The following is a 15336-nucleotide window of genomic DNA, read 5'->3' on the forward strand; positions in this document are numbered from 1 at the left end:
CCGCCGATCCGGCGGGAAGCCGGACCGACGGGCCGTCGGAGGTACGCGACGCTCAGTCGTCGTCGGTGATGGTGCCGGTCGCCAGCAGGTCGGCGAACCGCAGGTTCAACGGGCCGGCCACCGCGAAGGCGATCTTCTCGTCCGTCTCCCGCTTCTGGTCACCGCGAACGGTCACCGGGAACGCCAGCGAGGTCTGCCCGGCGGGCAGGGTCCGGCAGCCGACGTACGGGGTGAAGTCCAGCACCACCGTCGCGGTCAGCCCCACCGTGGCGGCACAGAGCGTGGTCGGCTGGGACAGCGGGCGGGACACGGTGACCTGGAACGTCATCGTGCTGCTGCCCCGGTCACCCTCCACCACGGACGCGTCGGCCACCCGCAGCGACGGCTGGCTGCGGAACCGGGCCACCTGCGGGTCGTGGTCGCTGGCCCCCCGGGTGCCGTCCCCGGTGAACTCCGCAGGCCAGTCCGCGTTGACGTGCGCGGCCCGGATCTGCACCAGGTCGGCGTGCAGCGCGTCGTTGACGAACAGGTTGTCCAGCGTCTGCGCCGACCCCTGGAAGCTGTACGAGTACGCCGCCGACGGCACGTCGGCCACCAGGTCGTCCCAGAGGTTACGCAGGCCGGCGCGGTAGAGCGGGCCGAGCTGGTCCGACGGGGTCGGGTTCGCCCCGGTCGCGATCGGGTCGTCTGGGCGGGGGAAGACGTTCAGGTCCCCGCCGTACACCACCCGGGCGTCCGGGTCGGCCGCCTCGATCGCGGTGACGATCGCCGCCCCGTACGCGGCCTGCTCGGTGCGCTGCCCGACCCGGGTGTCCGGCCCGGACGAGTAGTGGTTGCTCAGCGCGTACAGCAGGTAGGACTCCGACCCGCCAGGGGTCGCCTTCACCACGAACTTGCCGAGCTGCGGGGCCCGGGTGAAGACGTTGTTGCCGTCCTTGCCGGTCGAGGTGTCGGTGTCGGCCGGCAGCACCGCGTTGAGCGCCTTCGGGTTCTGCACGTCCGCGTTGGACGCCAGCCCCGCCGACCGGTACTGCACGGTGGGTGCGGAACCGAGCAGCGGGTCGGTGGCGCTCGCCCCGGCCAGCGACAACCGGTCGGTGCGGTACAGGAACGCCGAGGTGATGCCCCGGGCGTCCGCGCCGGTCCGGTCGTACGCCGCCGCGTAGGCGGGACCACCGGCGGCCCGCACCGCCAGCGCCAGATCCTGGAGGGTGTCCGGCGCTCCGTCGGCGTTGTCGGTGGTGCCACAGACCAGGCTGCCGCCGGAGACCGAGCAGATGTCCTGGTCCTCGGCCTCCTGCACCAGGATCAGATCCGGGGCGTGCAGGTCGGTGCGGATCTGCGCGGCAAGCTCCGACAGGTGCTCCCGGTAGTCGGCCTCGCCCGCCGGCACGTAGTCGAACGGCGGGGACACCCCCGGGCAGCCCGCGTTGCCGGTGAAGTCGCAGCCGTCGAACGGGTCGTCGCGGAAGTCGTACAGGTTCTCCACGTTGTAGGTCGCCACCGCGACCTCCCGGGCCCGGTCCGCCGGGCGCGGCGGGTTGTTCGCCGCCGGGTCCACCCCGGCGGTCAGGGCCAGCGACTCCGGCTGCACGCTGAACTTGCTGAAGCCGTACGACACCGCGCCGAACGCGTCGGCGGTGAGGGTGTCGAAGGTACGGGCCGGCGGGAGCAGCGCCGTCGAGTCACCGGCGGTGGCCTTCACGCCGCCACCGCCGAGCAGGATGCGCTGCCCGTTGCCGTTGTCGAACACCTGCCCCGGCACGTCGTCCAGCGGGTGGGCGTCCCGGAAGACCCGGCGGGCGTACGGGTCGGTCCGCTTGAGCAGCGGGTCCGCCCGGTCCACCACCCACACCTCGGAGTCGGCGGTGGAGCCGAACACGTCCCGGGGACCGGTGACGCCGGAGCCGCTACGGACCCGCAACCGGGCCCCCTCGTGCCGCTCCCAGAACCGGTCGGCTGCCGCCGCGTCGGCCGGCGGGACGGCGTCGTCCACGGTCACGGCGGTGTTCACGTCGAGCCCGGTGTCGAGTCGGCGGACCAGCGAGGCACCGGAGAGCTGGGTCTGGTCGAAGTACTCCGACACCCGGCCGCGCAGCACCACCTCGTCGCCGACGGTCGGCGCGTAGCCGCCGATCAGCGTGGTGAAGGATCCCATGAAGACGAAGATCCCGTCCGAGCTGAGCGGGTCGCCGTCCTCGGTGCCGGTGCGGCTCTGCAGGTAGAAGCCGTACTGGTCGGCACCGGCCGAGGTGCGGGCCAGCGACTTCTGGGTGATCACGCCCCGGACGTCGTACAGCAGCGGGCTGGTGCCGGTACCGGAGGGCGGGGCGAGCGGCGACCGGTCGGTGCGCGGGTTCTCGTCGTCGCGGGTCGGGCCCTGCACCTGGCCCACCGACAGCACCCCGTTGGCCTGCACGGTGAGCGAACAGGTGGCGGTGCCGCCGTCGGTGTCCGTCGCGGTCACGGTGACCGTGTAGGTGCCGGCGGGCAGGCCGGTGGCGGTGACCGTCGCGGTCGCCGTGCCACCCGGCGCGGTCGCCGGGGTGAACGCGGTACGGCTGATCGATCCGCCCGCCGGGGCCGGGGCGACCGCGGTGACCGCCAGATCGACGACCGTGTCGTCCGGGTCGGTGCCGGTGACCTCCCGGGTGCCGGTCGCGCCGGCCTCGATGGTCAGCGTCCCGCCGCAGGTCAGCACGGCCGGCTGGTCGACCGGGCCGCCGCCGTCGAGGGTGTGCGCGCCCAGCCCGTCGAAGGTGTCGGTGGCGTAGCCGGCCCACTGGGCGGCCGGGTCGAACGCGTCCGACGGGTCGGTGTCCCCGCTGGACACCGACGGCAGCCGGCGCAGCGTGTTGTCGGCGGTGCTGGTCAGCCCGCTGCCCCACTCGCTGCCCGGGTCGACGCCGACCTGCCCGATCGCGTCGAGCACGATGGCACCCCGACGCAGCACGATCGCGTCGTCGCCGTTGAACAGGCTCGCGCCGGTGGTCTGGTCGGCCTGGGCGAGGATCGCCGGGCCGGCCGACGCGGCGGCGAAGACGAACACGTCCCCGGTGGCGACGGTGCCGGTGAGCGCGATCGTGGTGGCCGTGGTGGACCCGTTGAAATAGAGCTGGAGCTGGTAGCCGCCGGCGGTCAGGTCGACAGCTGCGCCGGTGCCGTTGTACAGCTCGATAGCCTTGTTGTTGGACGAGCCTTCGACGTACTCGGAGATGAACAGGTCGGTGGGCGCGGCGGTGGCCGCGGTGGGAGCGACGCCGAGCACCGGTACGGCGACGACGGCGACGGTGGCGAGCGCGGCGAATCTGCGGCGCAGGCGCATGGGGCCTCCACGATGGGTGGACGGGAACCAACGCACGTTAAGGTGCGTCGCTGTCCGCCGTCCATCCCTCGGGCGGCGATGTGGTGAATTCGCGACAGTGCTGCCCGACGCCCCCGACCGGATGCCGCCGGCCGCCCTGCTCAGCGGTGGGTGTCGAGCCGGTGCACCAGTTCGGCGACGTCCACGCTGTACTCGCACCAGTCCCGGTCGGGCTGGTAGCCCAGCTCGGCGTTGACCTTGAGCATCACCTCGTTGGCCTGGGTGTTCCAGGTCTGCACCTCGGTCAGCTCCGGCTCGGCGGAGCGCAGCTCCAGCAGCATCCGCGCCTTGATCGCCCGGTCGATGCCGTTGCCCTGGTGGTCACGCGTCACGATGGTGTCGTACTGGTCGGCGCGGGTGGGGTGCTGGACCGGCACCACCACCTCGGTCAGGCCGGCCACCGTGCCGGTGCGCTCGTGCAGGGCAAGCACGATGTACGGCTTCATGCCCCGCCGGTGCAGCGTGTCGAGGCTGTCCCGCAGCCGCTGCGGATCGTACGAGCTGGGGCGCAGCTCGCCGTCCTCGACGTCGCGGACCTCGGCCTTCGCCCGGGCGTACGCCTCGATCAGGTCGTCGGACGGCCCACCCGGGTAGAACTCCAGGTGGTAGCCCGGGTCGACAGCGGCGGCCATCTCGGTCAGCGCCGTCCAGTCGACCGTGCCGAGGTCGAGCACGCTGCGGGTCTCGACGTACTCGCGGGTGAAGCCCAGCGACGAGTAGAAGCCGATCGCCGGGGTGTCGCCGACCACCTCGACCCCGATCGACCGGAAGCCCTCCTGGTAGACCCGGCGTGCTGCGGTGCGCACCAGTTCCCGGCCCAGCCCGCTGCGACGGACCGCCGGGTGCACCAGCACCTCCAGTACGCCGATGTCACCGAGCAGCAGCACGTGCACGTGCCCGAGGATCGGGGCGGGGCCCCCGTCGGCCGGCGGATCGGCGTGGGCCACCCAGGAGATGCGTCGTTCGCCGGGCATCACCTCGGAGAGGTACTCCCGCAGCGAATCCTCCCGCCACGGCGGGTCCTGCGGGAGGTCGGCCGCGAGAACCGCGTTCAGCGTGTCCAGCACGGAGCCGATCTCGGCGGACGACGCGGTTCGGGGGTCCCATTCGCGCACCATCACGCGTCTAGCTTGCCGTCAACGGCTCTTCGGGGGAAGTGTCCGGTCCGCCAATGTATGCGAACGATCACCTCACGTACGGCTTGCGCGCCCGTACTCCTGGGCCTTGTCGAAGACGTCCTGCGCGTAGCGGCGTACGTCGTTGTAGGAGAGGATGGCCCCCCACCAGTCGCCGGGGATGGTCATGTTCCGGCCGCCCTGGCACAGGTAGTTCCCGGCGGCGAGGGCCGCGTCGTCCAGATCGTGCGGGTCCTTGCGGCCGTCGTTGTCGGCGTCCGCGCCGACCTGCTGCCAGGTGGTCGGGATGAACTGCATCGGCCCGATCGCCCGGTCGTAGACGGTGTCCCGGTCGAACAGCCCGCCGTCGGTGTCCCGGATCAGGGACCGCCCGCCCTTGCCGTCGAGCGGATCACCAATGATTTCCGGTGTGGCCCGGCCGTCCGGCCCGAGGGTCGCGCCGTTGGCCTGCCCGTGCCGGGATTCCACGTAGCCGATCGCGGCGAGCGTGGTCCAGCTCAGCTGGCAGCTCCGGTTCGTCTGGGCGAGCACCAGTTCGGCGTAGCCGTACGCCTGCATGGCGATCGGGGAGACGCCCGCCTTGCTGCCGGTGACCCGGGCCCAGTCGCCCAGCGCGTCGGCGGGCCGGCCGGCGGCGGGCGGTACGCCCGACCCGCTCGGCACGGCCCCGGCCGACGGGAAGCTGCCCAGCGGCAGGGTGGGGGTGACACCCGGGAACACCGGCACCCCGGTGGTCGCCCCGGCCGACGGGGCCTCGGGGCCGGCGGAGGCGGTGTCGTCCACGGCCACCGGCCGGGGTGCCCGGACCGCGCTCGGCACCACCACCGCACCGACCGCGGCGGTCGCCGCGACCAGCGCGAACAGGAACAGGCCGGGGAGGGTCAACCGGCCGCTGGGCCGGCGCGACCAGGCCCGGGTGGCCCGGGTCGCTGCTCCCACCGCCTGCCGGGGCGGCGGCAGCCGGACGGCGTGGGCGAACGGCACCCGCCGCCGCCGACCGGTCTTCACCCCGGCTGCGGCGCTGTCGCCCGTGCCGCTCTCCCCGGTCCCGTCGGTCTTCGCGGCCGGCTCGGTCTTCTCCGCGGCCGGCTGGGTCTCTGCGGCCGGCTCGGTCTTCGCGGCCGGCTCGGAAACCTCCCCGTCGTCGGCCTTCGCGGTCCCGTCGGTCCTCGCGGCCGGTCCGGCGGGCTCGGTCCCTGCGCCGGGGGCGGCCGGCTCGGCGGGCCCGGTCCCGCCACCCGGGGCGGCCGGCGCATCGGACCCGGGACGGGCGTCCGTCCCGGCGGCCGACGGAGGAGCAGCGGCCGGGGGAGGACCGGCGGCGGGTCCGGCGGCCGGCGGGGTGAGGGTGTCGTGGCGGGGTCGGCGGGGCCGGGGGAGCCAGCCGCGACGCGGAGCGGGAGGCACGTCCTCGGGCGGGGTCGCTGCGCGCAGGGGCCGTTCCGTCGAATCTTCGCCGCTCACCACTGTTTGAGTATCACCCATGTCGGCCGGGGAGTCAGGTCCGGCCGTAGGGTGGGCCCATGCCCCGGTACGAGTTCCGCTGCCGCGCCTGCGGCGACACCTTCGAGGTCAACCGACCGATGGCCGAGGCCGGTGCGCCGGCCGACTGCCCCCAGGGTCACGCCGACACGGTCAAGCTGCTGTCCACCGTGGCGGTCACCGGACGTGGGGGCGGCTCCGCCACCGGCGGCGCCCCGGCGGGTCCCGCCGCCGGCGGTGGTTGTTGCGGCGGCGGCTGCGGCTGTTGACCTGGCCGGCCACCGACCGCACCGCAACCGGCCCGATGTAACGGTTCGGCGGGCCGGTACGCCGGGATGAGTGACCCCTTGGGTCTGATATCGCCCGACCGTTCTTACGATGCGTGACCGGTCGACCATAGGGCAGCATGAACCCGACGTCAGGGGCGGAGGTCCACGCATGTCGCCACGGATGCACCTCCCGAGCGGTTGGGTGACCTTCGTCTTCACCGACATCGAAGGTTCCACCCGGTTGGCCCAACTGCTCGGGTCCGACTACCGCCCGGTGCTCTGGGAGCACCGCCGGCTGCTGCGCGACACCCTGGCCGCGACCGACGGCGCGGAGTTGCTCACCGAGGGGGACTCGTTCTTCCTCGCCTTCCCGGACGCGTCGGCGGCGCTGACCGCCTGCCTGACCGCGCAGCGGGCGCTGTCCACCCACGACTGGCCCAACCCGGAGGCCGCGCCGAGGGTACGGATGGGACTGCACACCGGCTTCGCCGAGCCCCGCGACGGCGAGTACGCCAGCCCCGAGGTGCACCGGGCCGCCCGGGTGGCCGCCGCCGCGCACGGTGGGCAGGTGCTCTGCTCGGCGTCGACCGAGCGGCTGGCCCACCCGCTGCCCGCCGGGGCCACCCTGATCGACCTGGGCCTGCACCGGCTGCGGGGCTTCGACGACCGGGAACGGCTGTTCCAGCTCGTCGCGCCGGGGCTGGAACGGCAGTTCCCCCGCCCGAACACCGCCGAGGCGCTGGCGCACAACCTGCCCACCCAGGTCAGCTCGTTCGTCGGCCGGGAGACCGAGCGGGTGGAGCTGGACCTGCTGATCCGCCGCCAGCGGCTGGTCACGGTGGTCGGCGCGGGTGGGGCCGGCAAGACCCGGCTCGCCGTCGAGGTGGCCTCCGGCCAGGTGGAGGCGTACCCGGACGGGGTGTGGTTCGTCGACATCGCCACGGTCACCGACCCGGGGCTGGTGGCGTTCGCCATCGCCGCCGTGCTCGGGGCCCGGCCGGAACCGGGCCGCCCGATCCTGGACACCCTGGTCGAGTACGCGGCCGTCCGGCGGATGCTGGTGGTGCTGGACACCTGTGACGCCCAGCCGGCGGCCTGCGCCGAGGTGATCTCGCGGCTGCTCGCCGGGGGCAGCGGGCTGCGGGTGCTGGCCACCAGCCGGGAGGCGTTCGGTCTGCCCGGCGAGGTGGTGTGGCGGATTCCGCCGCTGGCGGTCGACCCGCAGCCGGGGCGTACCGAGAGCGACGCGGTGGCGCTGCTGCTGGACCGTACGGCGGCGGCCCGGGGCGGGCGGCCGCCGGAGTGGACCGAGGCCGCGGACCTACGTCGGGTGGTGCAGCGGTTGGACGGGTTGCCGTTGGCGATCGAGCTGGCCGCGGCCCGGTTGCGGGTGCTCTCCGCCGGCCAGTTGGCGGCCCGGCTGGACGACATGCTGGGCACCCTCGACGCCGGTCGGGGGGTGCCGGAGCGGCCCCCCGAGCGGGGCTGGGCGGGCAACCAGCAGGACACCGTGGACCTGGTCGCCGCGGCCTCCGGCCAGACGCCGCCGAGCCCGGCGCACCGGGCGGTGCAGCGGTCGGCGACCGAGCGGCACCTCACCATGCAGGCCACTGTCACCTGGTCGTACCGCACGTTGGGGCCCCGCGCGGCCCGGCTGCTGCACTGGTTGGCGGTCTTCACCGGGCCGGTGGACCTGGCCACGGTGGAGTGGTTGATCGGTGACGATCCGCTCGACCCGCTGTCGGTGCTGGTGGACAAGTCGATGGTGCTGGCCGAGCCGCACGCCTCGGGCAGCACCTACCGGATGCTCGACCCGATCCGGGCGTACGCGGCGCGTCGGCTGGTCGAGACCGGTGAGGAGCAGGCCGCCCGGGACCGGCACGTGGCCTGGGCCCAGCACGCGCTGCACCGGGCACACCTGGGGGCGGACGGCCGACCGGTCACCCTGTCGCTGTACGCGGTCGACCCGCTCGCCGGTGAGCTGCGCTCGGCGCTGCGCTGGTCGGCCACCAGGGGCAGCGCCCGCGCCGGGCTGCGGCTGGCCGGTGGGCTGGACCAGTGGTGGCGCGAGCGCGGGCTGTCCCGGGAGGCCCGGCTGTGGCTGTTCCGGCTGTACGGGCGGATCGCCGAGACCGGCGAGGCGATTCCCGAGGCGGAGCTGGCGGCGGCGTACCACCTGCACTCGCTGCACGCCGGCGCGGACGGCGAGTTCGCCGAGGAGCTGCGGTTCTCGCAGCGTGCGGAGGCGGCGGCCCGGCAGGCCGGCGACGCGGGGCTGCTGGCCCGGGTGCTCGCCGGGCGGGCCGTGCCGCTCGTCGACATGGGGCAGTTCGCCGAGGCGGAGCGGGTCTGCCGGGAGGTCATCGACTGGGCGGGCGAGTTGGAGGTCAGCGGGGACGCCCTGCTGGCCGTCTACAACCTGGCCGAGCTGCTGTGGAGGCGGGGCGCGTTGACGGAGGCGGCGGAGCTGCTCGGGGCGGCCCGACCGGTGGAGGCGGCCCGGCCGGTGGAGCGGGGCTACCGGTCGGTGGACATGCTGCTGGGCATGGTGGCGTTGGCCCGGCGTGACCTGGTGGCCGCGCACGAGCATCTGCTGGTGGCGTTGCGGGCCCGGATGGGGCACGGCTACCACGGGCGGGCCTGCGACACGGTGAACGCGGTGGCGGTGCGGTGCGCGTTGGGCGGGGAGCCGTTGACGGCGGCCCGGCTGTTCGGTGCGGCCCAGGCGACCCGGGCGCGGCTGCGCGGCACCCCGGGCATCTACGGCACGTACTGGCTCCAGCAGCAGGCCGAGCTGCGGCGCATCCTCGGTGACGCGGCCTTCGACGCCGCCTACGGCGAGGGTGGTGAGCTGGGCCTGGAGGAGGCGGCGGCGTTGGCGTTCGCGGTGGAGCATCCGGACCTGGCGGCCGACTCGATCCGGTTCCGGGCGACCGGCCCGTTGACGCCCAGGCCGGTCCACCACCGTGAGGCCGACCGTCGGGAGGAGTGGGCCTGACCTGTGGTGCCGTCCGGGGAACCCTGGACGGCACCACAGGTCGGGTGTCGGCCCCTGGCAGGGTCAGCCGCGCCGGGCGGCGGCCCGCTCGGCGTCGGCCTTCATCCGGGCGGCCCGGTCGAGGTCGGCCTGCGAGACGGCGGCGACCGAACCGAAGATGCTGACCGCCTGGTAGTACGTCCAGGCCAGGCTGGTGCAGGCCGGCCGGACGACAGAGTTGTAGGTGGCGCAGACCCGCTTCAGGTCCTCGTAGAAGGCGCTGTCCAGGCGGGACTTGTTGGCCGAGAAGATCCCCATCGCCTTGTGGTTGCGGTAGCCGAAGTCGTGCCGGTAGCAGGCGAGGTTGAAGGTGAAACCGAGCGGGTTGTCCGGGCTCGACGAGCAGTAGTCGGTGGACCAGTCGAAACCGTAGGCGGCCCAGGCGGCCTGGTTGAGGCGACCGGAGTTCCAGGCGTTGTAGCTGCTGGCGCTGGTCTGGGTCCAGCTGCTGAGCACGCTGAGCTTCTGCGAGGTGCTCACCGCGGCGGACGCGGGCGAGCCGACGCCGAGCACGCTGAGCAGGGCGAACGCGCCGGCGGCGAGGGCGGTGGCGAGACGACGGGACACGGGTTCCTCCGCGGGATGGGCGGTACGGTGCGTCACCGGCTGGTAACCGGAATTCGATCAGTCTCGATCAATATCCGGTCGGTGGGGCGGGGCGGAGGCGACGTATTGGTGACATGCGTCGAAACAGACGAATGCCCCGGGCGTCGCGACGCCCGGGGCGTCCGCGTCCGGTCAGCGCACCACCCGGGCCGGCGAGGCGGCGCTCTCGTTCCACGCCCGGTCCAACGCGGTCACCTGGTAGGTGTACGCCCGGCCGGGCTCGGCGGTGTCGTCCACCCAGGACTGCGGCTGCCCCGGGGCGGCCCGGACCGTGCCGACCAGGTGCGTGGCGTCGGCCCGGTCGCACCCGTCGACCGGCCCGAGCCCGTCGAATCGGTAGACCGCGTACGACGTGGCGGTGCCCGGCACCGGCTGCCGCCAGCGCAGCCGTACCCCGTCGGCGGTCCGCTCGGCGCGGGTGAGCACCGGGCGCGGCAGCGGCTTCGCCGGCAGCTGCGCCATGGTCGGCACCAGCGCCGGCCGGGAGTAGTGCGCGGCGGCGTAGCGGCTCGTCGCGCCCAGCCGGTCGGCCCGCACCTGCACCGCCGAGAAGTGCACGTTGCCGAGCACCTCCGGGTACGCCCGGTTCAACGTCAGGTGGTCCGACAGTTCCTGCGGGTTCATCCAGTACGTGCCGTACGCCGGATCGCCGCTCTTGTAGTCCGCCTGGCCGACGTAGAGCTGCACCCGGGTGCCGCGTACCGTCTGCGCCCACCACGGCACCAGCCGGGCGTAGTCGGCGGCCGGATACTGGCCGATGTACCAGTAGAGCTGTGGCACGATGTAGTCGATCCACTCCTGCTTGACCCACCTGCGGGTGTCGGCGGAGATGATGTCGTACGACTGGCTGCCGGTGGTGTCCGAGCCGGCCGGGTCGGCGCTGACGTTGCGCCAGATGCCGAACGGGCTCACCCCGAACTTCACCCACGGCTTGACCGCCTTGATCCGGCCGCCCATCTCCTGGATCAGCAGGTCGATGTTGTCCCGCCGCCAGGCCGCCCGGTCGGTGAACCCCCGTGGGTATGCGGCGAACGTGGCGTCGTCGGGCACCTGGTAGCTGCCGCTCGGGTACGGGTAGAAGTAGTCGTCGAAGTGCACGCCGTCGATGTCGTACCGGCGTACCGCGTCGAGCATCGCGGTCTGGACGAACTCGCGGACCTGCGGGACCCCCGGGTCGTAGTAGAGCCGGCTGCCGGCGACGCCGGCCGGCGGGTAGGCGAACGTCCACTCCGGGTGCTGCCGGGCCGGATGCCCCGGGGCGAGCTGCCCCAGGTCCGCGCCCGCGCCCCCGGGCGCCGGCATGGAGATCCGGTACGGGTTGAACCAGGCGTGGAACTCCAGGTTCCGCAGGTGCGACTCGGCGACCAGGAAGGCCAGCGGGTCCCAGCCCGGATCCTGTCCCCGCCCCCCGGTCAGGTACTCCGACCACGGCTCGTACGGCGACGGCCAGAACGCGTCGGCGGTCGGCCGGACCTGCACCACGACGGCGTTGTGATGCAGCCGCTGCGCCAGGTCGAGCCAGCCCCGGTACTCGGCCTGCTGGGCGGCGATCCGGTCGGGGGCGGTACGGGAACCCGCGCTCGGCCAGTCGATGTTCACCACCGACGAGATCCACATCGCCCGGAACTGCCGCTTCGGCACCGCCGGATCGACCACACAGGCGTCACCCGCCGTGGCGCTGCCGGCGGCCGGCCCGACCGCCGCCGCCCCGCCACCCCCGCCGGTGGCCGCTGCCCCCGCCGTCCCGGTTCCCCCGCCGGTGGCCGCCGCCCTGGTTCCCCCGCCGGTGGCCGCCGCCGGCCCGCTCGCCGCGAGCCCACCGACCACCACCAGCACCAACCCGACCACACCGATCCCGAGCCTTCGCACCACACTCTCCCCCTCATCCGGTCCCGCCCTCACCCGCCCTCACCGCCCCGCCCCCTCCCCCTCCCCCGCCCCCTCCGCCTCCCGCCCTACCACCTCCCCCCGGTCCCTCCGGCGTCCCGCCCCCGGTGATCAAGAGGTTTGCGTCAGTTGATCAAGAGGTTTGCGTCACCTGATGCGCTGGGATTGACGTAAACCTCTTGATCACCGGGGATGGCGAGGGAGGGCGGGGACGGCGGGGGTGGGGGAGGGGGAGGGGAGGGGGTGGAGGGAAGTGGCGGGGTGGGTGGGGGGATGGGAGGAAATTTTCATACTTGGGGTTCTGGTGCAAGGGGTGGGACGCGGGTGGGGGTGACCGAAAGTGGTTGGTGGGAAACCGGGTGTGGATGGGGGCGTGGTGATTGGGGCGGGGTCGGGGTGGGTAGCAACGCCCGGCACCGGCTGTCAGCAGGGCGGTCGCGGTGGTGGGAGGGGTGAGCGCAGTGTCCGTGCTGCGAACCAAACCGATCAGGGACGTGGTTGCCCAGGGCAACGCCGACGGCAGTGACGGCACCCCCGGTCTGAAACGACGACTCGGGGCCCGCGACCTCACCGGCTTCGGCATCGGCATCGTGATCGGCACCGGCATCTTCACCCTCACCGGCATCGAGGCGCGCGACAGCGCCGGGCCGGGTGTGGTGATCTCGTTCGCCATCGCCGGGGCGGTCGCCCTGCTCGCCGCCCTCTGCTACGCCGAACTGGCGTCCAGTGTGCCGACCGCCGGCAGCGCCTACACCTACGCGTACGCCACGATGGGCGAGATCGTCGCGTGGATCATCGGATGGGACCTGCTGCTGGAGTTCGCGCTCGGTGCGGCGGTGGTGGCCCGGGGCTGGTCCGGTTACCTCGCCGAACTGTTCGGCCTGCCGAGCACCTGGTTCGCCGAGGAGGGCAGCGTGGTCAACCTCGGGGCGATCGGCATCGTGCTGCTGCTCGGCGTGGTCGCCATCGTCGGCATCCGCGAGTCGGCCCGGATCACCAACCTGCTGGTCCTGGTGAAGGTCGGCGTCTGCGTCTTCGTCGTGGTCGCCGGACTGTTCTTCGTCAAGGCGGCCAACCTCACCCCGTTCATCCCGCCTGCCGAGCCGGCCGGTGCCGGCGACGACGGGATCAAGCAGCCGGTCACCCAGGCGCTGTTCGGGCTGGAACCCTCCGTCTTCGGTTTCGTCGGGGTGCTCACCGCCGCCGCCGTGGTCTTCTTCGCGTACACCGGCTTCGAGGCGGTGGCGAACCTGGGTGAGGAGACCCGGCGGCCCAAGCGGGACCTGACCCTGGGTCTGTTCGGGACCCTGCTGATCTCCACCGCGCTTTACATCGGCGTCTCGCTGGTCGTGGTCGGCATGGTGCCGTACACCGAGATCGACCGGGGTGCCCCGATCGCGGCGGCCTTCAACGCGGTCGGCGCGGGTTGGGCCGGGGTGCTCGTCTCCATCGCCGCCGTCGCCGGCCTGACCAGCGTGATCCTGGTCGACCTGGTGGCCATGGGTCGGATCGGGTTCGCCATCTCCCGGGACGGCCTGCTCCCGCCCGCCGTGGCGAAGATCCACCCGCGCTGGGGGACCCCGTACCGGATCTCGGCGGTGATGACGGTCGTGGTGGCGGTGCTCGCCGGGTTCCTGCCGCTGTCGGCCCTGGCCGACCTGGTCAGCATCGGCGCGCTCTGCGCCTTCATGATCGTCTCGATCGCGGTGCCGATCCTGCGCCGCAAGCGCCCCGACCTGGAGCGGCCGTTCCGGGTACCGTTCTCCCCGGTGCTGCCGATCTTCACCGCGCTGGCCTGCCTGTACCTGACGCTCAACCTGTCGGTCGAGACCTGGATCAGGTTCCTGATCTGGATGGCGCTCGGCGGCGTCGTCTACTTCTGCTACGGCTACCGGCACAACCGGCTGGCCGTCCGGGAGGCCGAGGAGCACGCCAAGGAACCCGCCTCCGCCTGACCGCCCGGCGGGTGCCGGCCGGGACCACCGGCCGGCACCCGCCCCGCCGTCGCCGGACCCGGCGGGGTCAGGGGTGCGGCGCGAAGCGCAGCAGGTTCCAGGAGATCCCCGGCAGGCGTACGGCGCAGCGGTCGCCGTCGACGGTGCCGGTGGACAGCTCCCGGGGGGCCACCCGGTCCGGCTCGGCCTCGGTGTTGACCGCGTCCGGGTCGTCCCCGGCGACGAGGGCGAGGTGCCGCACCGGGTGCAGCCCCGACAGGCCCCGCAGGTCGATCTCCAACGGGAGGTCGTCGGTGCCCCGGTTGACCGCGAACACGGTCAGCGCGCCGGACTCCTCGTCGTGCAGCGCGACGGTGTCCAGCACCGGAACGTCGCCGTACCGCTTCGTGGCGTAGTGCGGCGCGACCGGCTCGGTGCGCAGCACGGTGCCGGTGGCGTACCGGGCGGTCAGGGCGAACGGGTGGAAGATGCTCTGCCGCCAGGCCGGCCCGCCGGTGCGGGTACGGATCGGGGCGATCACGTTGGCGAGCTGCGCCTGGCAGGCCACGCCGACCCGGTCGGCGTGCCGGAGCAGGGTGATCAGCAGGTCACCGACCACCACCGCGTCGACGGCCGTGTAGTCGTCTTCGAGCAGCTCCGGTGCCTCGACCCAACCGCGCCCGTCCAGGTCGCCCTGGACGCGGGACTGGTACCAGACGTTCCACTCGTCGAAGGAGATCTTCAGCTTGCGGGTCTGCCGCAGCCGGGCGGCCACGTGATCGGCGGTGGCGACGACCTCGTCGATGAACTGGTCCATGTCGACGGCCGAGGCGAGCAGGCTGTCTCGGTCGCCGTCGGTCGGGTCGTAGTAGGTGTGCGCCGAGACGTAGTCGACCTGCTCGTAGGTGTGTTCCAGCACGGTCGCCTCCCAGGAGGCGAAGGTGGGCATGCCCCGGCCGGAACTGCCGCAGGCGACCAGGCTGATCGAGGGGTCGATCAGCTTCATCGCCCGCGCGGTCTCGGCGGCGAGCCGGCCGTACTCCTGCGCGGTCTTGTGGCCGACCTGCCAGGGGCCGTCCAGTTCGTTGCCGAGGCACCACAGCCGTACCCCGTAGGGCTGCTGCGCGCCGTGTGCGCGGCGCAGATCGGACAGCCGGGTGCCGCCCGGGTGGTTGGTGTACTCCAGCAGGTCACACGCCTCCTGCACACCCCGGGTGCCGAGGTTGACCGCCATCATCGGCTCGACCTGCGCGGCGGTGGCCCAGGCCATGAACTCGTCGAGGCCGAAGGCGTTGGTCTCGATGGTCTTCCAGGCCAGGTCGAGCCGGCGGGGGCGGTCGGTGACCGGGCCGACGCCGTCCTCCCAGCGGTAGCCGGAGACGAAGTTGCCGCCGGGGTAGCGGACCACGGTGACGCCCAGTTCCCGGGTCAGCTCCAGCACGTCGCGGCGCAGGCCGAGCGGGTCGGCCCTCGGGTGCCCCGGCTCGTGGATGCCGCCGTACACGCAGCGGCCCAGGTGTTCCACGAAGGAACCGAAGAGCCGGCGGTCCACCGGGCCGATCGTGAAGGCCGGGTCGATCGTCATCCGCGCTGCACGCACGGGCCCACCTCTTCCCTGAGC

Annotated in this window: 9 protein-coding genes; 3 read left to right on the plus strand and 6 right to left on the minus strand. The window is 73.3% G+C overall.

What is annotated here, in order from left to right; genetic code table 11:
- Window positions 1-52: 52 nt before the first annotated feature.
- The 3 genes from ACWCHM_RS32405 to ACWCHM_RS32415 form a co-directional block, all read right to left on the minus strand.
- Entirely contained in the window at window positions 53-3325 is a 3273-nt protein-coding gene (locus ACWCHM_RS32405; RefSeq protein ID WP_454221148.1) for a lamin tail domain-containing protein, read from the minus strand.
- A 140-nt stretch (window positions 3326-3465) separates the two neighbouring features.
- Window positions 3466-4482 carry a GNAT family N-acetyltransferase gene (locus ACWCHM_RS32410; protein WP_281903376.1) on the minus strand — a complete coding sequence of 339 codons (1017 nt, stop codon included), beginning with the start codon at window positions 4480-4482 and terminating at the stop codon, window positions 3466-3468.
- Window positions 4483-4554: 72 nt separating this feature from the next.
- Window positions 4555-5967, minus strand: a complete 1413-nt coding sequence (locus ACWCHM_RS32415; RefSeq protein WP_454221150.1) for a lytic murein transglycosylase — start codon at window positions 5965-5967, stop codon at window positions 4555-4557.
- Window positions 5968-6023: 56 nt separating this feature from the next.
- Between ACWCHM_RS32415 and ACWCHM_RS32420 the strand changes: the two genes are divergently transcribed.
- Window positions 6024-6251, plus strand: coding sequence for an FmdB family zinc ribbon protein (locus ACWCHM_RS32420; protein ID WP_204924783.1), 228 nt, complete (start codon window positions 6024-6026; stop codon window positions 6249-6251).
- Between the two features lie 169 nt (window positions 6252-6420).
- Window positions 6421-9249 carry an ATP-binding protein gene (locus ACWCHM_RS32425; protein ID WP_204957622.1) on the plus strand — a complete coding sequence of 943 codons (2829 nt, stop codon included), beginning with the start codon at window positions 6421-6423 and terminating at the stop codon, window positions 9247-9249.
- 63 nt (window positions 9250-9312) lie between these two features.
- Here ACWCHM_RS32425 and ACWCHM_RS32430 read toward each other — a convergent pair whose 3' ends face one another.
- Both ACWCHM_RS32430 and ACWCHM_RS32435 read right to left on the minus strand, forming a co-directional pair.
- Window positions 9313-9855, minus strand: coding sequence for a phospholipase (locus ACWCHM_RS32430; protein ID WP_454221152.1), 543 nt, complete (start codon window positions 9853-9855; stop codon window positions 9313-9315).
- Window positions 9856-10026: 171 nt separating this feature from the next.
- Window positions 10027-11721: a glycoside hydrolase family 10 protein gene (locus tag ACWCHM_RS32435; protein WP_454223239.1), complete on the minus strand. Its 1695-nt coding sequence runs from the start codon at window positions 11719-11721 to the stop codon at window positions 10027-10029.
- A 512-nt stretch (window positions 11722-12233) separates the two neighbouring features.
- On the opposite strand from ACWCHM_RS32435, the gene ACWCHM_RS32440 reads away from it, so the two are divergent.
- On the plus strand, window positions 12234-13736 hold the full coding sequence (locus ACWCHM_RS32440) for an amino acid permease (protein WP_281902608.1): 1503 nt from the start codon (window positions 12234-12236) through the stop codon (window positions 13734-13736).
- Window positions 13737-13803: 67 nt separating this feature from the next.
- Here the strand turns inward: ACWCHM_RS32440 and arfA are convergent, their stop codons facing one another.
- A complete protein-coding gene (gene arfA / locus ACWCHM_RS32445) occupies window positions 13804-15300 on the minus strand; it encodes an arabinosylfuranosidase ArfA (RefSeq protein ID WP_454223241.1) in 1497 nt (498 codons plus the stop codon).
- Window positions 15301-15336: the final 36 nt, after the last annotated feature.

Source organism: Micromonospora sp. SCSIO 07396 (genome assembly GCF_053667945.1).

Coding starts and splice junctions, on each gene's coding strand:
- ACWCHM_RS32405 (WP_454221148.1), bottom strand. CDS start 3,325: ATGCGCCTGCGCCGCAGATTCGCCGCGCTCGCCACCGTCGCCGTCGTC.
- ACWCHM_RS32410 (WP_281903376.1), bottom strand. CDS start 4,482: ATGGTGCGCGAATGGGACCCCCGAACCGCGTCGTCCGCCGAGATCGGC.
- ACWCHM_RS32420 (WP_204924783.1), top strand. CDS start 6,024: ATGCCCCGGTACGAGTTCCGCTGCCGCGCCTGCGGCGACACCTTCGAG.
- ACWCHM_RS32425 (WP_204957622.1), top strand. CDS start 6,421: ATGTCGCCACGGATGCACCTCCCGAGCGGTTGGGTGACCTTCGTCTTC.
- arfA (WP_454223241.1), bottom strand. CDS start 15,300: ATGACGATCGACCCGGCCTTCACGATCGGCCCGGTGGACCGCCGGCTC.